The organism is Pseudonocardia benzenivorans CB1190 (genome assembly GCF_000196675.2).
Taxonomy (GTDB): Bacteria; Actinomycetota; Actinomycetes; order Mycobacteriales; family Pseudonocardiaceae; genus Pseudonocardia; species Pseudonocardia benzenivorans.
Genome location: NC_015312.1, coordinates 1,372,785 through 1,397,689 on the forward strand (window position 1 = coordinate 1,372,785; position 24,905 = coordinate 1,397,689).

Sequence of the window (24,905 nt, forward strand, 5' to 3'; positions counted from 1 at the left end):
AGCTGTCCGATGATTGCGTCGGCCGCTTGCGGCGGTGCACCGCAAGCGGCCGCGATCACCACGGTCGCGTTGGCGCTACACCGCTGCGTGCCGCTCGGCCGGCGTCCGAACCAGCCCCAGCCCGGCGACCGCGCCGTACATCAGATGCCCGAGCGCGAACACCCACGGCGTGAACAACGGCGCGGCCGCGGGATCCACTGCCTTCCACACGGCGTACTGCATGACCAGCCAGACGACGATGCCGAACACCATGCCCGTCGCGGCCCGTCGCACCTGGTCGCCGCCGAGCGGCTTGACGGCTCCGACGACCGCGGCGAGCACCATGCCCAGCACCATCGACATCATCATGTGCACGACCAGCCCGATCACCAGCCCGCCGATGCTGAAGCGCGCGTCCAGCGGCGCGGAACGCCACAGCGTGTGCGCGATGAGGTTGAGCGGAGTCCAGAAACCGGACCCGGTCAGCAACAGCACGATCATCGACCACATCGCCATGACCACGCCGCCGGCCATGCCGGCCAGCGCGCCGCGGGTGAGTGCCTGCTTGTTCATCGCGTCCTCCGGGACAATCGGATTCCTTGTCACCGCGCGAAACCCGCTTGCACTGGCGAGCCGGCCAGAAGTGTCAGCAAGATGGCACTAGTGGCCGGGGAACGCCTACGCCCTCGCCTGGCGTGTCCGCCGCTTCGCGGAAGGTCAGCCGACGGTTCTGCGGCTGCCTAGGCGGTCGACCGCGTCGAAGACGACGCAGCCGAGTTGGTCGTCACGCCGCAGCAGCCAGTTGGAGATGGCCAGCACCTCGCACCCGGAGTAGCCGCGGCCGGCGGCGAGCAGCATCGATGAGCCGAAGAACAGCAGGGCCGCGTCGCTGACGAACCCGATCGGCGGGGCGTACCAGGTTGTGCCGTACAGAAGCAGGAACAGCGCGAGCGTGAGCAGGTGGCCGAGCGGCCCGGTGTACGCGACGAGTCGCTGGGGCCGACGCCGGGCCCGCCATGCCTGCCAGCCGAGCGCCAGCACCGGGAAGCCCACCAGCCCCAGCACCCAGGACTCCACCCGGAAATGCCCGGTCACGGAGCCGACCACGACGCTGCCCACTAGATATCCGCCGACCAGCAGCCGTGCCGCCGTTCCCCAGGTGCCGATCGCACGCCCGTGAGCCGATGTCTCCGTCACGGTGATCACCTCCGCGGCGACCGTACGATCTGCCACCGGGGGGAGAGTCAAGCGTGGCCATGGGATCGGGGATGGCAGCGGGGATCGGTCTCACGAAAGTCCCACTCGCCGGCGAGCGCGGCGCGGTTGCGGGTCTCGAACTCCTCGATGCGGTCGAGGAGTTGCGTCAGCTCGGCGATGCGTGCACGGGTTCGGTGCCGCACAGTCTGGAGTTGCCGGGCGAGGTGCGGACCGATGGGCTCGTCGGGCTGGGTCAGGTAGGCCTCGGTGAGGTCGCCGATCTCGTCGAGGGTCAGGCCGAGCGATCGCCAGGTTTCGACCGCGCGGACGCACCACAGGGCGGATTCGTCGTACAACCGGAAGTTCCCGGCGCTGCGCCCGACCGTGTAGAGGAAGCCGAGGTCGTCGTAGCGGCGCAGGCGTTTCACCGGCACGCCGGTCCGCGCCGAGAGCTCGCCGATCGTCATCGGCGTGCCTGCTGGCGCGGCGACGAGCCGCTCACGGTGCTTCGGCCAGGCGCTGGTCATCGGGTGTCGTCCCGGCGGGGTGTTCGGGGGTAGCGGTGGTCCGGCAGCGGTTGGCCAGGGCTCAGGTCGAGCGGGTCGTGGCCGGGCAGCGGCCGGTAGGTTGCGTCGGCGTCGGTGAACGTGACCAAAAAGGACAGTCGGACCTCCGTGGAGGCGTTGGCACAGGCGTAGTGCGCGGTGCGGCCCTGGTGGAACGTGGCGCCGCCGGCCCGCAGCGGGATGGTGACGCGGTGGCTCCAGCGCAGCTCGGGCCAGTGGGTGAACAAGTAGTTGTCCGGATCGGACTTGTGCTCGGCCAGCTCGACCCGGTCCGGGCCGCCGCGGCGGTGCGAGCCGGGCAGGAAGGTCAGGCAGCCGCGTTCGGCGGGCACGTCGACCAGCGCGATCCAGGCGTTGAAGATCAGCCGCGAGTCCAGCAGCGCGAAGGTCAAGTCGTCGTGCCAGCCGGTGGGGGCGCTGTGTCCGGGGTCCTTGCGCAGCACCTCGCCGCCCCACACCCGCAGCGGCATCCCGGCCAACTGCTCGGCCAGCGCGCCGATCCGGGGGTGGAGCGCGAGTTCGCGTAAGGCGGGGTGGCGTTCCCAGGCGTCGGTGGTGGCCGTGATGCGGGTGCCGAACTCCTCGTCGGTGTTGCTCTGTGCCGCGAGGGCTTCCTCGGCCGCGGTGCGGAACCGGGCCACCTCGTCGGGAGTGAGCAGGTTCGGCACGTGGGTGAAGCCGCGCTCGCGGAAGTCCTCCACGGTGTGCTCGGCCGCGGCATGCGCGGTGTCGATGGTGGTCACGTCAGCCTCCGATCAACGGTCATCGGGTGTCGGGGTATCGGTGGTGCCCGCCATCAAAGCGCCGAACTCGGCGATGCCGCTCGCCAGTGCCTGGTGTTGGTTTCGGATCGCCCCGGTGATGCTGGGGTTGTTCGCGGCCCATGCGTGGGCAGCATCGACTGTGGTGAAGAAGTTGATGTGGCCGCAGGTGCGGTCCACCGACGGGCAGCAGGCGGTGTCGTCGTCGGTGTGGCCGGCGAAGACGACCGCGGTGTCGGGCTCCCAACGCGCCGTGTCGTGGTCGACGTGGACGGTCACCGCGCGTTCGGTGCCGGGTTCGGCGCTGGTGATGGTGACCGGGATCCCGAGCATGGCGGACATGCCCAGCGCGTCGATGGCGCACATCGCGTACGCGGCCGGGCCGCCGTGCCAGGAGACCCGATGTCGGGTCGGCTCGGGCGAAAACGGGTAGGCGGCGCGGATTTCGCCCCGCTCGTCGAGGGCGAGGACGTCGCGTCCGGTCAGTTCGGCCACGACTGCGTCGTGCGCGACACCAGTCTCGGCGGTGCGCTCGCGGGCCGCTCGCTGCAGGTCCGTTCGCGACGGCGCCCGGCCGGTCTCGGCGAAGACCGTCAGCACCCACCGGTGCACCGCCCGTGCTGCCGGAGACAGTGACGCCGCCGCGGCTGCCTTGTCCAGGTCCAGATCGGAAAGGTCGGTCATCGGTTCACTCCTGGGGCGTCGGGAGTGCGTCGGCGGAGAAGAGGGCTTCAAGGAGGCGGCGGCCGAAGACATGCCCGTCGGCCACCGGCAGGACCACCGACTCGGGATGCTGGCGTTGCCAGTCGGCAGCGGCCTGCGCGGAGCCGAAGAAGTGGCCCTGGTCGCACACCGGCGCGCGCACGCCGCAGCCGTCTTCTGGCGCCGGAACCTGGGATACGACCGCGGTAGCCGGTTCGACGTCGGTGACCCGCTCGGGCTCGGCGGTCAAGCGGATCTCGGTCCCGGTGGCCGGGCAGGTCGAGAGCACGTGGACCGGGCGCTGCAGGATGAGCGGGAACATCAAGGTGTCCATCGCGCACCAGCCATACAGCGTCCGCCCGTCGATCTCGACGCGATGCGGGGTCGGGTTCTGGGTCAGGCCCAGCCCGACGACCCGGCCGTCGGCGTCGTATTCGGTGTCCGGCTCGGCGGCCAGCGCCTGGCGCACCTGGTCGACGCTGGTGCCGGCGGCCTCCGCCAACCGGTCGAGGGTGACGGGCTCCCCCTCGGCCAGTAGCCGCAGCAGCGGGCGGAACAACCACGGCTGCGTGGCGGGGTGGCCGGTGCCGTACAGAGCATCGGCGAGCTGGGCGACCAGTTGCTCGGGTGCAGTGCTCACGATCATCACCTCACAGGTCGGGCGCCGCAAGAGCGCCGATGGCCACTTCGAGCGCGACGCTAGGGTCTGCCCCCGGGGTGAGGGTCAAGCCCTGCCACGCACCGAAAATTGCGTCCCTGGGCCACGTGCCGGAGCTACGGCTCCTGGCGGCGGGTGGGTGGCTGCGGTGCACAGCACGCCGAGTCCGATGAGCGTGTGCCGCGAGCGCGGCGACGAATCCGCCAGGCCACGGCAGCGACGAGCAACGCAACGGCCGCACCGATCACCCACGGGTTGCCCAGGACCGATCCGAGCCCGGCGAGCGCACCTCCGGCGATCAGCAGCGGCAGGCCGCAACACAGCGCGGGCAGCAGCAGGAGCGCGCCGGTGGCCAGGGCGGTGCGTTTGTCGTCGTGGTTGCGGTTGGTGGACATCGTGGGATCGCCGTCGCTCAGGGGGTGGGGGTGATGCGCATGCAGGCGGCGAGAGCGGCGGCGTTGTCCGCGGCCAGCGAGCGGGCCAGCAGCACCAGTTCGGCTACTCGCGGGTCGGTGACCTTGTAGTGGGCGAACCGGCCCTGGCGCCGGACCTGCACATAGCCGCAGTCGGCCAGGCAGCCCAGATGGGTGGAGACCCGGCCCTGGGACAGGCCGACGTGGGCGACGCATTCGGTGACGGTGTGCTCGTCGTGCAGCAGGAACTCCAGCAGTCGCAGGCGTGCCGGGTCGCCCAGGGCGCGGAAGAACTTGGCCATCATCTCCACGCCGTTCGCCTCGGTGGGCAGCAATGCCACCGGTTCGGGTGCCCTGGCCATCGACTCGCCGTCCTCACATCGGGTATGCAACGTATGCGGATGAACAGATATGAGGCTAGCATCACTGTATCCGCCATGGCGAATACGTCTGGCGGCGTGCACCAAGGAGCGGAGAGGAGCCACGGGATGCGGTACGACCTGGCGGTGATCGGTTCCGGTGGGGCTGGGTTCGCCGCGGCGATCGCGGCCCGGACCAAGGGCCGCACGGTGGTGATGATCGAGCGCGACACCGTCGGCGGGACGTGCGTGAACACCGGGTGCGTGCCGTCGAAGGCACTGCTGGCCGCCGCCGAGGCCCGCCACGTCAGCCTGGACGGCCGGTTCCCCGGCATCAGTGTCACCCCGTTCGGCGTGGACCTGCCGCGCCTGATCGACAGCAAACGGGACCTGGTGGACTCGTTGCGGGCGGAGAAGTACACCGACCTGGCCGCCGAGTACGGCTGGGACAGCCTCCACGGCACCGCCACCTTCACCACCGACGGGCCGGATCCGGCGCTGCACGTGGACCTCGCCGACGGCGGCACGGCCACGGTGGTGGCCGAGCACTATCTGGTCGCCACTGGCTCGGCCCCGTGGGCACCCCCGATCGACGGCCTCGCCGAGGCCGGGTACCTAACCTCGACCACCGCGATGGAACTCGACACGCTGCCCGCCTCGATGACCGTGATCGGCGGCAACGCGATCGGCCTGGAACAAGCCCAGCTGTGGAACCGCCTAGGCGTCCACGTCACGGTGGTGGAAGCACTGGACCGGCTGGCGCCGTTCGAGGAACCCGACGTCTCCGCTGCGATCGACGAGGTGTTCACCCGTGAGGGCATCCGGGTGGTCATCGGCGCCACCATCACCCGCGCCGACTGCGACGGCGGCGGCTACCGGGTGGAAGTCACCGGCGCCGACGGTCAGCTCACCGAACTCCTCGCCGAGCAACTGCTCGTGGCGACCGGCCGCCGTCCGGTCACCGCCGGGTTGAACCTGGCCGAGGTCGGGGTGAAAACCGGTCCGCGCGGCGAGGTGATCGTCGATGACTCCCTGCGCACCGACAACCCGCGGATCTGGGCGGCTGGGGACGTCACCGGGCACCCGCAGTTCGTCTACGTCGCCGGAGCCCACGGCACCCTCGTCGCCGACAACGCGTTCGACAACGCCCGGCGCACGCTGGATTACCACCACCTGCCGCGCGTGACCTTCACCAGCCCCGCGATCGCCTCGGCCGGGCTGACCGACGCCCAGGCCGTCGAGCAAGGTTTTGCGTGCGAGTGCCGCGTGCTGCCCTTGGAGTACGTGCCGCGGGCGCTGGTCAACCGCGACACCCACGGACTGATCAAACTCGTCGCAGACCGGAACACCGGCCGCCTGCTCGGCGCGCACGTGGTCGCCGAGGGTGCCGGGGACGTGATCGCCACCGCCGTCTACGCGCTGGCGAACGACATGACGGTGCGGCAGATGGCCGACCTGTGGTGCCCGTACCTGACCATGGCTGAAGGCATCAAACTTGCCGCCCAGACCTTCACCCGCGACGTGTCCAAGCTGTCCTGCTGCGCCTCCTGAACCGGAAGGAATGCGGCCGATGACCAGCGGAACCCGTACGCAGTTGATGACGGTCGGCGAGTTGTCCCGCCGCACCGGAGTGCCGATCAGGGCGTTGCGCGAGTACACCGACTCCGGGTTGATCTACACGGAAGGCCGCAGCGAGTCCAACTATCGCCTGTTCACCGCCGATGCGCTGTGGTGCGTGCAGTGGATCGGGCAGCTGCGCGGCCTCGGGCTGACCCTGGCCGAAATCCGCGACCTGGCCCGTCACTGCCCGCAGGGCAACGCCGAGCTCATCGGTCCCCGGCTGGCCGATCTGCTCCGCACGGCCCGAGCCCGCCTGGACGCGCGCATCGCGGAACTGCAGCGGACCCGCGCTCGGATCGACGAGTTCGAAGCCACGCACCACGCGGAACTGGCGGGCCGCACGAGTGCGAACGGCTGGACCGACGACCCGCGACGCTGCGCCGACTGCGCGTGACCCGGTTCGGGCGCTGCGGCGCCGACCAGGGCGGTGCTGCTAGGTGGGACTGTCACCGGCGTCCCCGTGATCGGTAGCGAGACCGGCTTCCGTGAAGGCGCGCCGGTGCAGCGGGCGCAGCCCAGCCGGGAGCGCCAGGCACCCGAACGCCTCGGCTGCTGGCACGAGCCGCCGGTGCGCCATCTCAAACCGCGGCTCCCAGGGCTCGACCGTCACCTCGGCCCGCCACAGTGACCGGACCAGCACCAGCCCTTGCTCGTGCCCACGCACGCAGATGCCACGGCTGAACCCCAACAGCCGGCAGGACGTCACGGTGGCGCAAGCTTCCTCACGCACCTCGCGCCGCAGCGTGTCGATCATGCTTTCCCCTGGTTCGGGACGGCCGCCAGGCAGGCCCCAGGTCCTGCCGTCAGTGCCGACCAGCACAACCCGGTCACCGGCCACGCAGATCGCCGCGGCACCGTGCGGAGTTCCCGGCGGCGGATTCGGTGGCGGGAACCAAGCCACCCGCCAATCCTGCCCGTTCTGGGAGAACGCCACGTCGACGCCGTCCACCACGATGTCATCCATCCGCGGTCTGCTAGGGAAGGTGGCGGTCGATCCAGCGCAACACCACGCCCAGGGTGCCCCGCTGATGCCAGCCCTTGCGGATCACCGCGTCCCGGACGGTCTGGATCCCGCCGCGCAGCCGGGCAGCTGGCGAGGGATGCTGTTCGTCGTGACGCTGGACGGCGCGACGTTGCAGCCACCGTGCGCACCGCAGGCACACGCCGACCTCCGGATGACTGCCCAACCGGACCAGCTGCGCCTCTGGGTACTCGCCGCCGCAACACCAGCACCCCGTCTCCGAGGCCCGCTCCTGCTCGGGCTGGACCGACACCAGAATCACCTCCGCACGACGAACCGAGGATGCACATCCACCACCATGCCACCTTTGCCCGGTCAGTCCGCAGTGGCGACATCCATGGCCATGGTCGCGACCCGAAGTTCAGTATCAAGCAGCAAGAGGGTCGACTCGCTTCGTATTCCGCAGGACGCTGGTCAGCTGCTGACCGCCTTCAGCCCGCGCCTGGAACTCGGAGCGCACGGCCTTGACAAGCTGTCGTGCCTGAGCCGCGCCTATACCCAGCCGAGCACGAAGCGTGTCTGCCGAAATCGGCTTCTGGTGAGCGGCACGATGCGCCGCGTCCTCTCCTCGCGCCAACTCCAGGAGCTTCTCCGGCGAGCGCTTCGGCGACGTCGAGCGAGGCCCGTCCTTTGGGCCTGCCTCGTCCTGGTCGATCTCGCGGCCCACGGCGCTGGGCGTCGCATGTTCCCGCGCCGGCACCTCCGCCTGCTCTTCAGCAACCGCGCTGCGCTTGGCCGTCGAGGAACTGCATTCACCGATCGCCTGCAGGAAGCCGGGGCCCACTTCGGCCCAGCCGATCAGGAGAAGCGGCCCGACGGCGTCGAAGGCTGCTTTTCCGTACTCACCTGCCACCACTGGGTCGGCCACGTTCAACGCCAACGTGACCACGCTGGCGAAGACCAGGAGCCGACGAGCTGGCCGCAGTATGTCCGTCGACGCGCCAGCGAGCGCCAGATGCCGAGTACCCAGCAGCAGACCAAGGATCGACAGATCGACCGCAGGTGCGACGAGGGGAGCGACCCAGACTGGCACGCCAAGCCGGAGCGCGAGGTTGAGGACGTTGCCGAAGCCGAAGAGGAAGGTGAGGCCGACGACAACGCCCATGATCACTGTGACGGTCCGAACGACGGTAGCGCCGTTCGAAGCTGATCGAGCTGACAAATTCGCTGCGGGCTTGGTCATCGAGGGTCACCTGCTTCGACGCGCGGGCGCCCGTGGGTGTCTCGGGTGGGGATGCCGCGTTCGCGCAGTTTGTTCAGCACGGTGGTGTGGTTGACGCCGAGGTGGTCGCCGACTCGCGCGAGGGACCAGCCGAGGTTGTAGAGGTGGATGGCGTCGTCGACCTGCTTGGGCGTGAGGCCGCGGCGGCGCATCGGCACGCCGTGCCGGTGGAGAATGTTGCTGACCGTTCGCCGTTCGATGTCGAACCGGTCGCCGAGTTCGTACACCGTCGCGCCGGACTGGTAGGCGGCGATCAGTTGCTCGACTTGCTCGGCACAGAGTTGCCGGGCACGGCCGGGGCGATCCCGCTTGATCGACGGCGGCTCGGGTGTATCGAGGCTGGGAAGCTTCTCGCGGAGCTCTTCCAGGGCCCTGACCTGGACTTTTGTGTTCGAGTAAGGTCCCCTAACCTCCACCCTTTTGATCAGGCCCTTCTTGGTCTGGGTGTCCTCCTCAAGTGGTGATCTTGCCGCTTGACAGATCTCCTTGGTTGTCTTTGCAGACTGGATCAGCTCTGACGCTGTCATGCATCCCCCGCGCCGAAGAGCCTGCTCGGTTCCTTGCATGGCCGCCGAGCGAGTGGCGAGCGCTAGCTCGGGTCGTTCGGCGATCAGCGGGAAACACTTGCTGTTCATTTGCAGGTAGCCGCGAAGAGGATCCGACAGCAGGGCCGGCGGCGGCCAGGAGATCGTCGTGCCGCGCGTAGAGGGTCTTCCTGAGCAGAGGCTCATGGTGCCATGCGGTTTCGCAGCTCGTGCAGTCGCCGGATGGGATCGTCCACGGCGGGCGATCGATTCCGGGCCGGGCTGCGGTGTGGAGCCGTGGGATCCAGAGGTCGTCGTCACATCGCCGCGACGGGCGTCGTTCACCGCGGTGTCGAAGAGTCGGCGCGCGGTCGCCTTGGCGTCGTAGCGTCTGCCGTTCGCGGCCTTCCTGAACTGTGGCGGGAAGTGGCGGCCGGGCTCGAACACCCAGTGCGGGCGTCCCTGCGGATCACCACTGGTCAGAGCGCGGTCGTAGCGTTGCGAAGGGTGACCTCCAGGTGGCCCAGGTCGTGGCGGAGGCCTGAGGAGACCGCTACTTCAAACCTTGGATCGTACTCGCCCATCGGCGGCATTTCGGACCTCGATGCTGGCCGTCGGGCTCGTGCTCGGAAATTGAGAATGCATGTACTTAAGCGAGACGGTTTCCGATGTGTAATTTGCGGCAGGCGACCGAGGGGTCACGAGGATATCGAACTTCATGTCCACCACGTGCTTCCATGGCGCTTCTTCGATCCAACGGCGGAGTGGAATCTTGCCACGCTTTGCGGAACATGCCATAAGGGTCTGGATCGGATTACGAGTGCGAGGTTCGAGAACTCGCTGGGCTGCCGGGGACGGTCCATCCCTGTGAGCGGCACCCGCCCACATTTCGCAACAGGATAGACATAGCGTCGCTAACTGACAACTTCCTGTTCTTGTCTGGCGAGGTTGCCGAATTCAATTGTTGAGAAATGCCCTCGCCGGGCGGGTAGGCCTCCGGGATGGCACTGGCAGGGCGCGGGGGAGTGGCCGCTGTGGTGCACATCTGGGGCACATCGGCGCTGGAACAGCCCGACACCCGCTGACGCGGCGTGGCAGTGGTTGGGCTGGTGATCGTGGGCGCCGACGTGGACGCGCAGGCAGCGATCACGCCTGGTTCGATTCAGGAGAGCGAGGCCCAACCTGTGCGGCCAGCCCTTCCCGCCATGTATAGCGTGAGCTAAACTCGTCGCGGAGGTCGCATGTGGGAGATCTACCTGACCGACGAGGTGCACGAGTGGCTCGACGAGCTTCTCCGCGGCGACGAGGACACTCACTATCAGGTGGTCTCTGCGATCGAGGCTCTCGCGGAGGGTGGGCCGAACCTGGGGCGTCCGTTGGTCGACCGGATCAAGGGCTCGTCCGTGCACAACTTGAAGGAGCTGCGTCCGGGGTCGGCGGGGAGCAGTGAGGTGCGGATCTTGTTCGCGTTCGACCCGTGGCGCAGCTCGGTCCTGTTGGTCGCGGGGGACAAGGCCGGGCGCTGGACGGAGTGGTACCGGCAGGCGATCCCGCGGGCCGAGCAGCTCTACGAGACGTACGTAAAGGAACGCGCAGCCGAGGAGGGCAGGTCATGAGCACCGTTCGATGGTCAGAGATCCGGGGCGAGCATGTCGCGGCTGCGGGGGAGGAGCGGGTCGAGCAGGGCAAGACTCGGCTGCTCGGTCAGGTGCGGGCACATCGGCTGGCCGAGACGCGCAAGCGCCGCGGGCTGACCCAGCGCCAGGTGGCACAGGCGATGGGTGTGACGGTCGGGCGAGTGAGCCAGATTGAGAACGGCGAGCTGGCCGGGATCGACGTGCTCGACCGCTACGTGCACGCGCTCGGCGGGCACTTGCAGATCGTGGCGAACTTCGGTGACGAGCAGATCAAGGTAGGCTGAGCCACTCGCCGACGTGGCTGCCGGGCATGGTGAGTGACTATCTGAGTGACAACGACTGCGCCGGACGGTGAATTGAGGCGGACACCGGCGGACGGATCGGCCTGCGGGAACGGCTCGGAAACGCAGGCCGAAATGGCGCCGGGAGTGCCTGGCAGTCAAGGGGTCAGGGTTCGAATCCCCTCGGCTCCACCCTGACCAGGCGGATTCCCCGCTGATGAAGATCGGGACCGGTGGCAGGGCCACGGCCTCGATCCATCTTCCGACAGTGCACCGGCAGACGTACCGATGCGGTGCTCGGCGCGAGGTTCCCCCGGTCGGCGAGGCCGACGCTCCGCCGCGAGCGCCGGCCCCGTCGACCGATGATCCGGTGTCCGCGATGGATCATCCGCCGGTCCAGACCTTGCCCTGGATCAGCACGCCGTTGTGGATGAGGAACCCGCGGACGATGTTGGCGGTCACCACCGCGTCCTTGCCGGTCCACCCCTGCTCGGAGACGAACACGTCGATCCACTCGTTGACGGTGACGCGACGTTTCACGCTCACGAACCGCTCGCCGGTCGCCCGCCGGCGCAGGAAACAGAACGCGACGAGCTCGTCCGGGGACTTCCCCGTGTGCCGGCAGAACCCGTCCAGGACGTCGAGGTAGTGCTCCTGCATCTCGGGAGGGCGGCGGTGGTGTCCCGCGCTGCTGAACCACCGCCGCACCGGGTCCGTGGCCCGCAGGGCCTCGGTCACAGCGGGAGGCCGAAACGCTCGGCCAGCGCCTGAACCTCCCTGGCACGGGCCTCGGCGTCCATCGGCTCCTGGATCATCCCCTCCTTCTTCAGCCGCTCGGTCACCTCGGGGATCTCCTCCCAGCGTGTGCCGTACCGCCCGCGGTGGTAGCTCTCCGACAGCGGTCGACGGGGCCGCTGGCCGCCCGCCAGACGGTCCTCGGCCGGGTAGCCGACCAGCAGCATCCACATCGGCAGCCAGGTGTCGGGCACCCCCAGTGCCTCCTTGGCCACCGCCGAGTTGAAGGCGTGCAGGCCCACGCCGAGGCCCTCGTCGACGCCGGCGAGCATCGCCTGCGCGATGGCGAGCCCGCACTCGACCGAGACCGCCCAGATGCTGGCCGTCGTGTCCTTGGACAGTGGCTCGACGACCTGGGCGTAGGCGACCTCGTCGACGTAGGCGTGCGACCAGCCGTGGGTCACCGGCAGCGCCCCGAGGTCGGTCAGCTCCTTGAGGCGGTCCTGGGCACCCTCGGCGAAGGTCAGGTCGCCGTACCAGAAGATCGCGACGGGGGCGAGGTCCAGCTGCACGGTCGTGGTGGGCGTCTTGAGCTGCTCGCGCACGTCGTCGGAGAGCTCGTCGCGGTAGCACACGATCGCCTTGATGAAGTCGGCGTTGACAGCGCGGGAGGCACGGTTCGCCGCCTCCAGCATGACCTGGATCTTCTCGGGTTCGACCGGCTCGTTGGGTTCGAAGAACCGGATGGTGCGCCGATCGCCGACGACCTGCTTGAACTCCATGACTCGTCCTCTCCTCCGTGCCGGATCGAGCTCCCCGGCCCTACACCGACAGCACCGTCACCACCATCGCGGCGGCGTCCGCACCGAGGAACCCGCCCCCGTTCTCGGCCAGCGCCACCCGGGCACCGGGCACCTGCCGTTGCCCACACCGGTCCCGGAGCTGGTCGGCGAGCTCGACGAGCTGGGCCGCTCCCGTCGCTCCGATCGGATGGCCCTTCGACAGCAGCCCCCCACTGGGGTTGACCACCCGACGACCGCCCAGGCGGGTCTCGCCGGAGCGCAGCAGCGCCGCACCCTCACCGGGTCCGCACAGGCCGAGCTCCTCGTAGGTGATCAACTCCGCCGGTGCCGCGGCGTCGTGCAGCTCCACGACGTCGAGATCCTGTGGGCCGACCCCGGCGCGGTCGTAGGCCCGGGCCGCGGCGCGCTCGACGGCCCCGGGCTCGTCCGCCGACCGGTCCGTGCCCGACACCAGCTCGCAGCTGCGCACCCGCACCGGTCGGACGCCCAGCCGTCGGGCCCGCTCGGCCGAGCACACCACGACCGCGGCCGCACCGTCCCCGATCGGGGAGCACATCAGCAGGGTCAGCGGGTCGGACACGACCCGGGCGGCCAGGACCTCCTCAGCGGTGACGGGCGAGCGGTACTGCGCCTTCGGGTTGAGCGCGGCGTGCTCGTGGCTCTTGACCGCCACCTCGGCGAAGTCCTCCGCCGTCGCTCCGGTGGCCCGCATGTAGGCGCGGGTGTTGGCCGCGTAGACGTCCATGAAGAAGGAGCGCTTCGCGCCGTCGTCCTCGGCCTCCTCGGGCAGTGGCGAGCCGGCGGACCCGCCGCGCGTCCACCGCTTGAGGTCGTCGAGCTGGAGGAGGTCGACGGCCGTGCCGATCGCGGCGAACGAACGCGCCTTGTCCTCGTGGGTCATCTTCTCCGCGCCGACGGCCAGCGCCACGTCCACTGATCCGGACGCGACGGCGCCCACCGCGAGGTGGAAGGCGGTGGACGCGGACGCGCAGGCGTTCTCGACGTTGACCATCGGGACCCCGAGCAGCCCGGTGTGCCGCAGCGCGACCTGGCCGCGGATCATCTCCTGGCCGGTGATGATCCCGGCGACGGCGTTGGAGAAGAACACCATGCCGACGTCGGCCGCGGTCAGCCCGGCGTCCGCCAGCGCGTCGGCCACCGCCTCCTCGGCCAGCGAGCGGACCGTGCTGTCCGGGAACTTCCCGAACCGCGTCATCGCCGTCCCGACGATGTCGACCTCGGTCATCCGGAACTCCGTCCTGCGCGTGCTACGAACGTTGCAGCTGGTAACCCGCCTGCTCGCGGTCCCAGGTCGTCGGGGTGACGCCCCGGGCCCGCAGCGCGGCGTACTGGTTGCGCTCGGTGGCGGTCTTGGGGAGCTCGTCCAGGAACTCCACGTACCGCGGGATCGCGTGCCGAGCCATCCGGCCGACGCAGAAGTCGAGGATGTCCGCGGGCGTCACGGACGCGTCCGGCCGCGGCACGACGCAGACCTTGACCTCGTGCTCCCCGAGCTCGGACGCCACCGGGTGGGCGGCGCTCTCCAGCACTCCCGGATGGGCGTTGACCACGGTCTCGATCTCCCAGGCGGAGATGTTCTCGCCGAGCCTGCGCATCGACTCCGTCTTGCGGCCCCGGTAGTAGAAGAACCCGTCCCCGTCGTACTCCGCGAGGTCGCCCGAGTGGAACCAGCCGTTGCGATACGCCTCGTCGGTCACCTCCGGCAGCTTGTGGTAGGTCGTCATCCGACCCTTGGGGTGCCGGAAGACCAGCTCGCCGGTGGTCCCCGGGCCGACGGGTCGGTCGTCGTCGTCGACCACGCGGAACTCGACGCCGGACACCCCCGAGCGGCCCATGGACCCGACCCGGCCCGCGTCGTTGAGCAGGATGCCCGGCGAGTCGACCATGCCGAACCACTCGATGATCCGGACCCCGAACCGCTCCTCGAACTCCCGCCACCGGTCGGGCGGACAGCCCGCGGACAGCAGGACGCGCACGGGGTTGTCCCGGTCGTCGGGCCGTGGGGGCTGCTTGAGCAGGATCGAGATCATCCCGCCGAGGGTGTTGAACTCCGCGGCGTCGTAGCGGCGGAGGTCGTCGAAGAACCGTGAGGCGGTGAACCTCGGAGCCAGCGCGAGCCGGGCGTCGATGAAGATCGAGCCGAGCATCGACACCAGCAGCGCGTTGCCGTGGAACAGCGGGAGCCCCGTGTACATCGTCTCGCCGGGCCGAACACCGGACGCCTCCAGCAGCGTGGTGATCGGGCTGAGGTCGTAGTTGGTCGCCACGACGCCCTTGGGCGGCCCGGTCGTTCCCGACGTGTACATCATGCCCACGCCACCGGTCGGCTCCGCGAGCTCGACGTCCGGCTCTCGGTCGGCGCCGGCGAGCAGCCGCTCGACGTCCCAGTCCACCTCGCCGCCCACCTGGCCACCGTGGACGACGAGATGGCGCAGGGCAGGCAGGTCGGAGCGGACGGCGAGCACGGCATCGCGCAGGTCCTCGTCGAAGACGACGGCGGTGGCGTCGGAGTCGGCGAGGATGTGGGCGAGGGTCGCTCCGCGCTGGGAGATGTTGACCGGCACCGACGAGGCACCGATCAGCAGGACCCCGAGGTGGACCCAGATGAAGTCGGGGTGGTTCGCCATCATGATCGCCACCCGCTCGCCGGGCCGCACCCCGAGTTCGAGCAGCCCGTTCGCGGCGCGTTGCGCGAGGGACAGCACGTCGCGCCAGGGGACCTCCTCGTCCCGCCACTTCAGCCAGGTGTCGTCCGGATGGTCGGCGACCCGCGAGCGGATCAGCTGTTCGACGGCTCCCTGCGCCCGGGCCATCGCTGCCTCCTCACGAGCCACGGTCCCGTCCTGCGACCGTGTCACGGGTCACAGGGCAGGGCAATGTGCGCCCCTGCCGAACCTGCCACCGTTCGTTGGCAGGACCGCACACACGCACGCTCCGGCACCGGTACCACCGGACGCGCGACCGGCCTATCGTGAATCCGTGCCGTCACTGCTGAACAGGCACGTCGTCGGGGCCGGGGCGGGCCCGGCCGAACGGGACCCGTCGCCGGTGGAGGGCTTCCTGCGTCGGTTGGTGGGGGCCGACACCGTCGGCGCCGCAGCGCAGGCCGCCGTGGACGTCGTCCGGGAGGTGGTCGGCGCCGAGGTGAGCTGGTGCGGGCTCACCGAGGGCGACGTGCTGACGATGGCGGCCCACAGCGGTCTGCGCACCGCCGAGATGCCGGCGCTGTGGCGGCTGCGGGTCGGGCACGGCGTCGGGGGGCGGGTCGCCAAGGAGGGCCGCACCATCTCGGTGCGGGACTATCGCCGCGACCCCCGCCGGGTGCCGGTGATGAAGCGGATCATCGACGACGAGGGAATCCGCGGCGGGGTGTGCGCCCCCCTGATGACGGGCTCCGAGATCCTGGGTGTCCTCTACGCCACCCACCGCGTCCCCTGGGACTGGACCGACGACGAGGTGCGGCTGGTCAGCAGGGTCGCGCACGACACCGCCGTGGCCCTGGCCCGGATCCGGGAGCACCAGCGGGAACGCTCGCGCGCCGAGCAGGCCGAGCGCGGGTCGCGAGCGGCGGCCCGGGATCTCGAGGTCGTGCGCACGACCGTCGGCGCGCTCGTCCACAGCGAGGACGTCGGCGCCGGCCTCGCCGTGCTCGCCCAGCACCTGCAGATGCACGTCGAGCTGCTCGGTCCGGCGGACGACCTGCTCCAGGCGGCCACCTCGGGCGGGGCGGCGGGCGAGCCGGTCCAGCTGCGGGCCCGGGTCGGCGACGATCTCGGCACGCTCCGCGTCCGTGGTCACCGACGCCCGACGCCCGCCGAGGCCGCGCTCGTCGAGGTGAGCGCCGACCTCATCGCCCTGCAGCTGCTGCGTGGGCGCGCCGCGCTGCGCGGCGAGAGGTGGGTGCACCACGAGATGCTCGACGACCTGCTCGAGGGCCGCGTCGGCGACCGCACGGGGATGCTGGCCCGGGCCGCGTTGCTCGGCGTCGACCTCCGGGTTCCCCGTTACGTCGCCTGCATCGGGCTCCGGGAGTCGCCCGGCGGGAAGGGGTGCGGAGCTGTCACGCGAGAGCACCCGCAGAGCCCGTTCAGCAGGGTCGAGGACGGGCTCCGGCGGCACTGCCCCGGTTCGGTCCTCGTCCCGCGCGGCGGGGACGTCGTCGTCCTCCTCGCCGCCGGAACGGGCGACCGCCAGCAGGTCCGCCGGGTGCTGACGGACGTCGTGAGCGATCCGGCGGGCGAGCCCGACGGCCTCGCCGCGGGACTGGGCCGGATCTGCGTCCGGCCCGACGACTACGCCGACTCCTACGCCGAGGCCGCCCTCGCGCTGAACCTCGCTCGCCGGCGGGACCGCCATCAGGTCGTGCTGTCCGTGGCCGACCTGGGGCTCTACGGGTTCCTGGTCGGGAGCTCGACGCGGCAGTCGCTGGAGGCGATGGTCGACGACGCGCTGGGGCCGCTCCTGGAGGCCGATGCCGCGGGCGGCTCCGAGTACGTCAAGACACTCGACGCGTACCTCGCCACCGACCGCCACCTGGAGCGGGCGGCTGCGAGCCTGCACGTCCACCCCAACACCGTTCGCTACCGGCTGGCCAAGGTGCAGGAGGCCCTCCGGGTCAACCTCCGCGACGTCGACGACCGGTTCGTGCTCGAGCTGGCACTGCGGGTGAAGGCTGCGCTGGCCCGGGACTGAGCCGCACGGGCCGACGGCGAGGGCGCGGGTGCTGTGCCGCGGGCACAACCCCTCCACCGAACCTTGGCGAAGACCTCCATTGTCGCCGTTCGCGACCGGCGACACGCTGTAGACGGGACGGCCAGGCACGGCGCGGGACCAGCTCCGCGGAGGCCGGAGCGCTCCCTGCGGGTCCTGAGGACCCTCCCGTGGCCCGACCGGGATCAGGCCGGCCGGGGCGCCGCCCCTGCGTCCGATGATGCGGTGGAGGACTTTCATGACGACGACGGCAACGAGGCCCGGCGCGACGACCGACGACGAACACCGCCAGCTCAAGGCCTTCTTCGAACAGACCCGATCGCTCCCGCAACTGCTGGCGACGCTGCGGAGCCGGCGGGTGGCGATGGGCTACCAGATCGAGAGCGGCGAGGAGGAGACCACCGCCGCCGGGCGGCGCCTGTACCAGCCGAAGGGACCGCTCGCCTTCGTCTCCGAGCACCCGGTCGTGCCGCTGACCGAGGTGGAGGAGGCCATGGTCGCCTGGTCGGCCTGCGGCCCGAACGGCATGGCGCACTGGGACATCGCCAGCACCGGGGGATTCCACGAGCTGGTCGGGATCGCGGGACGGACCGCGGCCGCGCCGGGGAACTCGTTCGCGCACGACCTGCTGATCATCAAGGACGAGGGGGCGTTCATCTACAACCCGGGCGACGAGCGGGAGCGGATGGTCGAGATCCAGGGGGAGGAGGACTACGACAAGATCCTGGGTTGGTACCGGACCGGCATGCACAAGATCATGGACGGGCGCCCGGACATCGATTGGGCGCTGCGGGTCCCGGGTGCGCCGAACGCATCGCTCTTCGGCCCGTACCAGTACAACGTCAACCGTCCGGGGACGACGTGGTTCATCCCGATCACCGACCACGGCTGGTTGTACTTCAGCGTGATGCTCAACATCTTCGACGCCTGGCACATCTATCTCACCGACGACAGGACCGGAGAGCCCGCGGGGACCGCCGAGTGGGTCACCGAGGGCCGGCTCGAGTTCCCGATCACGATCAGCCAGTTCGAGCAGTTCATCTTCCAGGTCGAGACGTATCCGCCCGGCTCCTACGTCCAGAACATGCGCCTGGCCGCCGAGTCCATGGGGCTGGGCAACTGGATCTTCTGCGGCTTCTTCGACGATGTCCTGATGGGAGCCTTCCCCGACGTCGCGCGCGGGCTGGGCTTCCGGCACGAACCGCTCAACGAGCGCGCGCCACTCGCCTGCGGTGCGCTGAAGACCTTCGGGATGAAGGGCGTCAAGGAGGCCACCTACATCCCATCGGAGAAGTACCCGGACGCGCGATCCGTGGTGACCGCGATGATGGAGGAGAAGTACGGCCTGGGGCGGACGATGTCCAAGGGCGACGACAACTGGATGCTCTCGCACAAGGGTCCGTTCGCGGCCGACGTGGTGCGCAACATCGTCGACAGCCCGGCCGTCCAGGTCAGCGACTGGGCGGTCGAGGCATGCGTGGCGTACTTCGACTACTGCGTGCAGACCTACGGTCAGTGCCCGGTCTACTTCAACCCGATGCAGTGCAACTTCGGGGCGGTGATCCACCACGTGGACCCGGCTTTCTACGAGAAGTACTACGACGGCTCGAGCGTCACGCCGCAGATCCGTGAGCACATGGCCGCCTGGCACTGACGGAACACGAGCGGTGCGGCCGGCTCGGCCGCACCGCGTCCCCCGTGGGCAGGAGCGCGCCGGCCGTCCGCGCGCGAGGAGGACCGGGTGGAGAGGTGAGGTGCTCGATGAGCCGCGGCGTCGTCGGTATCGGTGGCGGTATCGGCGCCTCACGGTTCTGGCGTGCCCTGCTGCGCGTGCTCGACCCGGCCGAGCTGACGATCGTCGTGAACACCGGCGACGACCTGTGGCTGCACGGCCTGCGGATCTGCCCCGACCTCGACACCACCCTCTACGCCCTGTCCGGGCGGCAGGATGTGGAGCGCGGGTGGGGGCTCGCGGACGAGTCGTTCCGGTGCATGGCCGCACTCCGGAGGTTGGGCCGGGACGTGTGGTTCCACCTCGGCGACCTGGACCTGGCCACCCACCTGCTGCGGACCGGCCTGCTGCGGGAGGGCGCGCGGCTGAGTGAGGTCACCGAACGGCTGGCGGCGGCGATGGGTGTGGAGGCCGGCGTCGTGCCCATGACCGACGACGAGGTCACGACGCTGGTCGAGACGACCGACGGCGCGACGCTGCACTACGAGGAGTTCCTGGTACGGCACCAGGCCACGCCCGAGGTGGCCCGGGTCGTCCACTCGGGTGCGGACCGGGCGCGACCGGCACCGGGCGTCGTCACGGCGATCACCGAGGCCGACCTGGTGCTGCTCGCGCCCAGCAATCCTGTGGCCAGCATCGGACCGGTGCTCGCGGTGCCCGGCATCCGCGAGGCGCTGCTCGCGACGGATGCGCCGGTGGTCGCGGTGTCACCGATCGTCTCCCGGGTCCCGATCACCGATCCCGGCGAACGCCTGCGGGCCACGAGCCGAGCCGCGCTGCTCGCCTCGCTCGGCCTTCCGCCGACCGCCACCGCGGTGGCCGCGTACTACGGGCGGCTCTGCCGGCGCTTCGTCCTGGACGCCGCGGACTCCATGGAGGGCGACGCCGTCCGAGCCCTCGGACCAGGGGTCGACGTGGTACCCACCCTGCTCGCGGGACGACCACCCGACGACGTCCTCGCCCGCACCGTGCTCGCGGCCCGCGCCGCCGGCCGGGCGTGACGATCGCCGACGCAGGTGCCGCGCGGACCGGTGTCGTCACGGTGCACGAAGTGGATGGCGCAGTGGCGCCTGTGCACGATCCGGCGGCCACACGACGGTGCGGACGCCGTCCTGCCACTGGACCGTCAGCACCTGCTGGCCGACCTGCAGCCCGGTCTGCGGGTCGAGCCTGAACCGGCCGAACATCGTCGTGCAGTCCAGCCCCCGCGCTGCGGCCAGCAGGGCGTCGTCAGCCGCGTCGCCGGCATCGCGCAGGCAGCGCGCGGCGATCAGACCCGCCGCGAACGCCTGGGCGGCCGGGTACGGCGGCTCGGCACCGGTCCGGCGGCGGAACCGCTCGGCGAACTCGGCGGCCGTCGGGCCCTCGTCGGGCTCGGGAGCGGCGGAGGCGAGCCACTGGGCGGGGCCGAGCAGCCCTTCGCGCAGCGGGCCGAGCGCGGCGAGCACCTCCTCCACACCCGCACCGACGAACGCGGCCGCCCGCCATTCACCGGGCAGCAGGCGGCGGGCGGCGGCGAGCTCGTCGTCGAAGCTGCCGGCCACGAGCAGGAGATCGGCCGTCGGTGAGCGGGCGGGGAGGGCCGTCCGGAACACCGTCAGCCCCCGGCGGGTGGCCGCCCGCTCCGCGCCGGCGCCGACGTCGCGGCCGAAACCGGTTCGCGAGTGCAGGAGGGCCACGCTCGAGACCCGGGGATCCGCGGCGTGGACTGCGTCGACGGCACCGACGAAGTAGCCGGCTGCCGGTGCGAGCACGCTCACCACACGGCGGCCCGGTGACATCCGGGCGCCGCCGTGGTTCCACATCAGCCGGGAAGTTGCCTGCGCGACCGCAGTGGCCGGGCTGCTGCCGTACGGCCCGAAGAGGAGGTCGAAGCCTTCCGCCCCTGCTCGTCGTACCGCCGCAGCCGGATCCCCGTGGGCATCGTGGACGACGAGACGGGGAGCCGGCCGCCCGGCGAACGCCTCTGCCCACAGCGCAAGGGCCGCGGCCCCGGCCCGGCCGTACCCGGCCAGTGGACCGGAGAGCGGGGTCACCAGCGCCGCCCGCAACACCGGTCCGACCGTAGCTGCAGCCCCGACCAACAGAAACGGTCAGATGCATAGGGATAGACCTATGTGCACATCGAAGAGCTGGTATTGGAACTATGAGCCCCGCGGCCTTAGCGTCGGAAACACCCGAACGAGGAGGTTCGCGCCCATGAATCCACTGGTCGAGAGCACGAACGCCCTGAAGCTGGGGCTGTTCTGCACCAACGGGACCGGTGCCTCCCAGACCCTGGCGCCCGAGCGGCACACGTCGCCCTCATGGGAGCGCTCGGTGCGCACCGCGCAGGCCGCGGAAGCCGCGGGCTTCGAGACCGTCGTTCCGTTCGCCCGGTGGAAGGGCTACCCCGAGAACCGCCCGGAGCACTCGTCCGGCATGGTCATGGATCCGTTCACCTGGGCTGCGGGGATCGCGGCGTCGACCCAGCGGATCGGGGTGCTCGCCACCTCACACGCCCCCACCCTGCACCCGATCGTCGCGGCCAAGCAGGCGGCGACGATCGACCTGATCTCGGGCGGCCGGTTCGCGCTCAACGTCGTCGGCGGCTGGAACCGGCCCGAACTGGAGATGTTCGGCGCACCGCTGCGCGAGCACGACGAGCGCTACGACCACCTGCAGGAGTGGCTGACCGTCCTGCGCCGGCTCTGGACGGAGACCGAGGAGTTCGACTTCCACGGCCGTTTCTTCGACGTCCTCGGCGGCGTCTCGCAGCCCAAGCCGGTCCAGACCCGGGTGCCGATCATGAACGCGGGCGGGTCGCCGCGCGGGATGCGGTTCGCCGCCGAGCACGCCGACCTGTGCTTCGTCATCGTGCAGTCCGAGGACGAGGCCGCGATCCGGGCGCAGGTCGAGGGCTACAAGCAGATGGCCCGCCGGGAGTTCGGCCGTGAGGTGCAGGTCTGGACCCACACGGTCGTCGTGCAGCGCGACACCGACGCCGAGGCCGCGGCCTACCTGCGGCGCGTCTCGGTGGAGCAGGAGGACACCGAGAGCGTCGACGCGTGGATGCGGCTGCAGGGAGCCGAGGCCCAGCTGATGCCGCCGGAGGTCCTCGCGATCATGCGGCAGCGGATGGCGGCGGGCGCGGGCGGGTTCCCCCTGGCGGGGACACCGGACACGATCGCCGAACGGCTGGAGACGCTCGGTGCCGCCGGGATCGACGGCGCCCTTCTGACCTGGATCGACTACGACAGCGGCCTCGCGGACTTCATTCGGGACGTGCTCCCGCTGCTGGTGAAGGCCGGGATCCGGGCATGAGGCTCGCCCGCTTCCGCACCGCCACGGGCACCCGCGCGTTCGGCGTGGTCGACGGCGACGAGATCGTCCGGCTCGACCGGCGCGTCCCGTCCTTCGAGTCCCTGCTGGCCGCGCCGGTGCTGCCGGAGCCCGCCGACGAGCGGGTGACCGATGTGACCTGGGAACCCCCGATGGGCGACCACGCGAAGGTCCTCTGCTGCGGGATGAACTTCGCCTCGCACGCGGGCGAGTCCGGCCGCGAGGTCCTCGACCGGCCGACGTTGTTCGCGCGGTTCCCGGACTCGTTCGTCGGCGCGGGCACCCCGGTCGTGCGGCCGACCGTGGACGACAGTCTCGACTGGGAGGGCGAGGCCGCGATCGTGATCGGGCGTGCGGGCAGGCACATCGCCGAGTCCGTCGCATGGGACCACGTCGCCGGTGTGACGGCGATGGCGGAGAACAGCGTGCGCACCTGGCAGCTGCACTCGACCCAGGCCACGGCGGGCAAGAACTTCGCCGGTAGCGGCGCGATGGGCCCGTGGCTGACCACGCTCGACGAGGCGGGCCGCGGCTCGTGGACCGTCACCACCCGGCTCAACGGTGCGGTGGTCCAGCACGACACCACCGACCACCTCGCGTTCGACGTCCCCCGGCTGGTCGCCTACGTCAGCGCGTTCACCCCGCTGCGGCCGGGCGACGTCATCGCGACCGGCACGCCGAAGGGTGTCGGGTTCCGGATGGACCCGCCCCGGTTCCTGGCGCCCGGTGACGAGATCGAGGTCGAGGTCTCCGGCGTCGGGGTCCTGCGCAACGGGGTCGTCGACGAGCTCGTCACCACGGGGAGCACGACGTGAGGGTCTGGACCGAGGCGGACGTCCGCGCCGGCGTCGCCGTCACCGACGTGATCGAGTCCTTGACCGACGTGCTCGCCCACGAGGTCGCGGGCAGCGCATGGAACCTCGACAAGACCATGGCGAGCTGGCCGGTCGGCGGCGCGACGGGCAGCGCGCACGCGCTCGGCGCCGTGGACCTGGAGTCGGACCTCGCGGTGTTCAAGACCTGGGTCAACACCCCGGCCGGGGCGAGCGCGGTGATGACGCTGTTCGGCGCGACGGACGGTCGCACTCTCGGTGTGACCGAGGCGGGCACGGCGGGTGCGCTGCGCACCTCGGCGATCGCCGGCCTCGCCACGAGGCTCATGGCGGACCCGGCGGCGGACGAGCTCGCCGTCCTCGGCGCGGGACGACAGGCGTTCCGGCAGGTCGAGGCGGTTGCCGCGGTCCGGGAGCTGCGCCGGGTGCGGATCTGGAACCGCACGCCCGCGAAGGCCGAGGAGCTGGCCGAGCAGCTTCGTACCGGGTCGGGGCTCGTGGCCGACGCGGTGCCCGGTCCGGGCGACGCGATCCAGGACTGCCCGATCGTCACCCTGATCACGCGGGCCGCCGAGCCGTTCCTCGATCTCGCCGACCTCGCCGAGGGCGCGCACCTCAACGCGCTGGGTGCGATCCTGCCGAGCCACGCGGAGTTCGTCCCGTCGTCCCTGGCGGCGGCGGATCTCACCGTGGTCGACAGCGAGCCGAACGCCCGCCGCGGCTCCCGTGAGCTGCGCGAGTTCGACGACTGGCCGGCCGTTCACACCCTCGGCGAGCTCGTCACCGGGAAGACCTCCCGCCCGGAGCGGCCCCGGCTCACCGTGTTCAAGGGCATGGGAATGGGTCTGTCCGACCTGGCCGTGGCCCGCGTGCTGATCGGAGCAGCTCCGTGAAGTTCCGCACCGATCCGGCGCGGATCCGGGGATCGATCGCGCCGGTGGTCACCCCGTTCACCGCGGACGGAGCCGTCGACACCGAGTCCCTGCGGGGCCTGATCCGCTGGCAGCTCGACCAGGGTTCGCACGGCATCTCGATCGGCGGCTCCACCGGCGAGCCCGCCGCACAGACGGCGGCGGAACGGATCGCCGCGATCCGGATCACCGCCGAGGAGGTTGCCGACGCCGTCCCGTTCCTGCCCGGCACCGGGTCGGCCAAGCTCGACGAGACCCTCGAGATCACCGCCGCGGCGCGGGAGGCGGGCGCGGACGCCGCACTGGTCATCACGCCGTACTACGCCCGGCCCACGCAGGACGGCCTGGTGCACTGGTACTCCACGGTGGCCGGCGAGTTCCCGGACCTGCCGATCGTCGTCTACAACGTGCCGTCCCGGACCGCGGTGGACATCGCACCCGAGACCGTGGCGCGACTGTTCCGCGAGCACGACAACATCGTCGGGATCAAGGAGACGACGAAGGACTTCGAGCACTTCTCCCGCGTGCTGCAGCTGTGCGGGCGGGACCTGCTCGTGTGGTCCGGGATCGAGCTCCTCGGCATACCGCTGCTCGCGCTGGGTGGCGTGGGGTTCATCAGCGCCGTCGCCAACCTCGCCCCGGCCGTCGTCGCGCGGATGTACGAGGCGTGGGAGGCCGGCGACCACGAGCAGGCCCGCGAGCTGCACTACGCCCTGCACCCGCTGGTCGACCTGCTGTTCGTCGAGACCAACCCGGCACCGGCCAAATGGGCACTCCACCAGCAGGGGCGGATCTCGTCGTCGCACGTCCGCGAACCGTTGCTGCCGCTGACCGCGGCGGGGCAGGAGCGCGTCCGCGCGCTGCTCGAGCAGGGCTCCGCCCTGCTGTGACGACCTCCG

At 70.7% G+C, this 24,905-nt stretch carries 29 protein-coding genes; 12 read left to right on the forward strand and 17 right to left on the reverse strand.

The window, feature by feature from the left end; translation table 11 throughout:
- Nucleotides 1-75: 75 nt before the first annotated feature.
- From PSED_RS06665 to PSED_RS06700, 8 genes are all read right to left on the reverse strand, one after another.
- Complete coding sequence (locus PSED_RS06665) at nt 76-552, reverse strand: DUF6789 family protein (protein WP_013673487.1); 477 nt, start codon at nt 550-552, stop codon at nt 76-78.
- Between the two features lie 144 nt (nt 553-696).
- A complete protein-coding gene (locus PSED_RS06670; RefSeq protein ID WP_143271423.1) occupies nt 697-1,212 on the reverse strand; it encodes a hypothetical protein in 516 nt (171 codons plus the stop codon).
- 11 nt (nt 1,213-1,223) lie between these two features.
- A complete protein-coding gene (locus tag PSED_RS06675) occupies nt 1,224-1,703 on the reverse strand; it encodes a MerR family transcriptional regulator (protein WP_233899329.1) in 480 nt (159 codons plus the stop codon).
- Entirely contained in the window at nt 1,700-2,485 is a 786-nt protein-coding gene (locus PSED_RS06680) for a phytanoyl-CoA dioxygenase family protein (RefSeq protein ID WP_013673490.1), read from the reverse strand. The genes PSED_RS06675 and PSED_RS06680 overlap by 4 nt, the downstream gene beginning before the upstream one ends.
- Before the next feature lie 12 nt (nt 2,486-2,497).
- A complete protein-coding gene (locus PSED_RS06685) occupies nt 2,498-3,187 on the reverse strand; it encodes an alkylmercury lyase family protein (RefSeq protein WP_013673491.1) in 690 nt (229 codons plus the stop codon).
- A gap of 4 nt (nt 3,188-3,191) precedes the next feature.
- Nucleotides 3,192-3,845, reverse strand: coding sequence for an organomercurial lyase MerB (gene merB / locus PSED_RS06690; protein ID WP_013673492.1), 654 nt, complete (start codon nt 3,843-3,845; stop codon nt 3,192-3,194).
- 134 nt (nt 3,846-3,979) lie between these two features.
- A complete protein-coding gene (locus PSED_RS06695; protein WP_013673493.1) occupies nt 3,980-4,258 on the reverse strand; it encodes a hypothetical protein in 279 nt (92 codons plus the stop codon).
- Nucleotides 4,259-4,275: 17 nt separating this feature from the next.
- Nucleotides 4,276-4,638 (reverse strand): ArsR/SmtB family transcription factor, encoded by a 363-nt coding sequence (locus PSED_RS06700; protein WP_013673494.1) that lies wholly within the window; start codon nt 4,636-4,638, stop codon nt 4,276-4,278.
- 126 nt (nt 4,639-4,764) lie between these two features.
- Here PSED_RS06700 and merA point away from each other — a divergent pair, with 126 nt between their 5' ends.
- Together merA and PSED_RS06710 are read left to right on the forward strand one after the other, a co-directional pair.
- Nucleotides 4,765-6,186, forward strand: a complete 1,422-nt coding sequence (gene merA, locus PSED_RS06705) for a mercury(II) reductase (protein ID WP_013673495.1) — start codon at nt 4,765-4,767, stop codon at nt 6,184-6,186.
- 19 nt (nt 6,187-6,205) lie between these two features.
- Nucleotides 6,206-6,649 carry a MerR family transcriptional regulator gene (locus PSED_RS06710; protein WP_013673496.1) on the forward strand — a complete coding sequence of 148 codons (444 nt, stop codon included), beginning with the start codon at nt 6,206-6,208 and terminating at the stop codon, nt 6,647-6,649.
- A gap of 39 nt (nt 6,650-6,688) precedes the next feature.
- Here PSED_RS06710 and PSED_RS06715 read toward each other — a convergent pair whose 3' ends face one another.
- From PSED_RS06715 to PSED_RS06730, 4 genes are all read right to left on the reverse strand, one after another.
- A complete protein-coding gene (locus tag PSED_RS06715) occupies nt 6,689-7,219 on the reverse strand; it encodes an NUDIX hydrolase (RefSeq protein WP_041759363.1) in 531 nt (176 codons plus the stop codon).
- 10 nt (nt 7,220-7,229) lie between these two features.
- A complete protein-coding gene (locus tag PSED_RS06720; protein WP_013673498.1) occupies nt 7,230-7,529 on the reverse strand; it encodes a hypothetical protein in 300 nt (99 codons plus the stop codon).
- Nucleotides 7,530-7,643: 114 nt separating this feature from the next.
- Nucleotides 7,644-8,459 (reverse strand): hypothetical protein, encoded by an 816-nt coding sequence (locus PSED_RS06725; RefSeq protein ID WP_013673499.1) that lies wholly within the window; start codon nt 8,457-8,459, stop codon nt 7,644-7,646.
- Nucleotides 8,456-9,469 carry a helix-turn-helix domain-containing protein gene (locus PSED_RS06730; RefSeq protein ID WP_233899331.1) on the reverse strand — a complete coding sequence of 338 codons (1,014 nt, stop codon included), beginning with the start codon at nt 9,467-9,469 and terminating at the stop codon, nt 8,456-8,458. The genes PSED_RS06725 and PSED_RS06730 overlap by 4 nt, the downstream gene beginning before the upstream one ends.
- Before the next feature lie 192 nt (nt 9,470-9,661).
- Between PSED_RS06730 and PSED_RS35620 the strand changes: the two genes are divergently transcribed.
- The 3 genes from PSED_RS35620 (at nt 9,662) to PSED_RS06745 (ending at nt 10,943) form a co-directional block, all read left to right on the forward strand.
- Complete coding sequence (locus PSED_RS35620; RefSeq protein ID WP_233899431.1) at nt 9,662-9,925, forward strand: HNH endonuclease; 264 nt, start codon at nt 9,662-9,664, stop codon at nt 9,923-9,925.
- A gap of 338 nt (nt 9,926-10,263) precedes the next feature.
- Entirely contained in the window at nt 10,264-10,638 is a 375-nt protein-coding gene (locus PSED_RS06740) for a type II toxin-antitoxin system RelE/ParE family toxin (protein ID WP_013673501.1), read from the forward strand.
- Nucleotides 10,635-10,943 carry a helix-turn-helix domain-containing protein gene (locus PSED_RS06745; protein ID WP_013673502.1) on the forward strand — a complete coding sequence of 103 codons (309 nt, stop codon included), beginning with the start codon at nt 10,635-10,637 and terminating at the stop codon, nt 10,941-10,943. The genes PSED_RS06740 and PSED_RS06745 overlap by 4 nt, the downstream gene beginning before the upstream one ends.
- Before the next feature lie 381 nt (nt 10,944-11,324).
- Here the strand turns inward: PSED_RS06745 and PSED_RS06750 are convergent, their stop codons facing one another.
- From PSED_RS06750 to PSED_RS06765, 4 genes are read right to left on the reverse strand one after another with little or no spacing between them, the layout of a single operon-like run.
- On the reverse strand, nt 11,325-11,678 hold the full coding sequence (locus PSED_RS06750; RefSeq protein ID WP_013673503.1) for a hypothetical protein: 354 nt from the start codon (nt 11,676-11,678) through the stop codon (nt 11,325-11,327).
- The gene (locus tag PSED_RS06755; RefSeq protein ID WP_013673504.1) at nt 11,675-12,457 is read right to left on the reverse strand and encodes a nitroreductase family protein; all 783 of its coding nucleotides are present in this window, start codon (nt 12,455-12,457) and stop codon (nt 11,675-11,677) included. Before PSED_RS06755 ends, PSED_RS06750 begins: the two co-directional genes overlap by 4 nt.
- 40 nt (nt 12,458-12,497) lie before the next feature.
- Complete coding sequence (locus tag PSED_RS06760) at nt 12,498-13,724, reverse strand: thiolase family protein (RefSeq protein WP_013673505.1); 1,227 nt, start codon at nt 13,722-13,724, stop codon at nt 12,498-12,500.
- A gap of 22 nt (nt 13,725-13,746) precedes the next feature.
- Entirely contained in the window at nt 13,747-15,312 is a 1,566-nt protein-coding gene (locus PSED_RS06765; RefSeq protein ID WP_013673506.1) for an AMP-binding protein, read from the reverse strand.
- 166 nt (nt 15,313-15,478) lie between these two features.
- Between PSED_RS06765 and PSED_RS06770 the strand changes: the two genes are divergently transcribed.
- The 3 genes from PSED_RS06770 to cofD all read left to right on the forward strand — a co-directional run bounded on the left by PSED_RS06770 (nt 15,479) and on the right by cofD (nt 19,942).
- The gene (locus tag PSED_RS06770; RefSeq protein ID WP_013673507.1) at nt 15,479-17,191 is read left to right on the forward strand and encodes a helix-turn-helix domain-containing protein; all 1,713 of its coding nucleotides are present in this window, start codon (nt 15,479-15,481) and stop codon (nt 17,189-17,191) included.
- Between the two features lie 256 nt (nt 17,192-17,447).
- Nucleotides 17,448-18,863 carry a hypothetical protein gene (locus tag PSED_RS06775; RefSeq protein WP_013673508.1) on the forward strand — a complete coding sequence of 472 codons (1,416 nt, stop codon included), beginning with the start codon at nt 17,448-17,450 and terminating at the stop codon, nt 18,861-18,863.
- Between the two features lie 107 nt (nt 18,864-18,970).
- Entirely contained in the window at nt 18,971-19,942 is a 972-nt protein-coding gene (gene cofD / locus PSED_RS06780; protein ID WP_013673509.1) for a 2-phospho-L-lactate transferase, read from the forward strand.
- A 36-nt stretch (nt 19,943-19,978) separates the two neighbouring features.
- Here cofD and PSED_RS06785 read toward each other — a convergent pair whose 3' ends face one another.
- Nucleotides 19,979-20,995: an ABC transporter substrate-binding protein gene (locus PSED_RS06785; protein WP_013673510.1), complete on the reverse strand. Its 1,017-nt coding sequence runs from the start codon at nt 20,993-20,995 to the stop codon at nt 19,979-19,981.
- 145 nt (nt 20,996-21,140) lie between these two features.
- Here PSED_RS06785 and PSED_RS06790 point away from each other — a divergent pair, with 145 nt between their 5' ends.
- Genes PSED_RS06790 through dapA form a run of 4 tightly spaced genes read left to right on the forward strand, consistent with a single transcriptional unit; the run spans nt 21,141 to nt 24,896 of the window.
- The gene (locus PSED_RS06790; protein ID WP_013673511.1) at nt 21,141-22,244 is read left to right on the forward strand and encodes an LLM class flavin-dependent oxidoreductase; all 1,104 of its coding nucleotides are present in this window, start codon (nt 21,141-21,143) and stop codon (nt 22,242-22,244) included.
- The gene (locus tag PSED_RS06795; RefSeq protein ID WP_013673512.1) at nt 22,241-23,077 is read left to right on the forward strand and encodes a fumarylacetoacetate hydrolase family protein; all 837 of its coding nucleotides are present in this window, start codon (nt 22,241-22,243) and stop codon (nt 23,075-23,077) included. The genes PSED_RS06790 and PSED_RS06795 overlap by 4 nt, the downstream gene beginning before the upstream one ends.
- Nucleotides 23,074-23,988, forward strand: a complete 915-nt coding sequence (locus PSED_RS06800) for an ornithine cyclodeaminase family protein (RefSeq protein WP_013673513.1) — start codon at nt 23,074-23,076, stop codon at nt 23,986-23,988. The genes PSED_RS06795 and PSED_RS06800 overlap by 4 nt, the downstream gene beginning before the upstream one ends.
- A complete protein-coding gene (gene dapA / locus PSED_RS06805; protein ID WP_013673514.1) occupies nt 23,985-24,896 on the forward strand; it encodes a 4-hydroxy-tetrahydrodipicolinate synthase in 912 nt (303 codons plus the stop codon). Before PSED_RS06800 ends, dapA begins: the two co-directional genes overlap by 4 nt.
- The last annotated feature ends 9 nt before the right edge of the window (nt 24,897-24,905 follow it).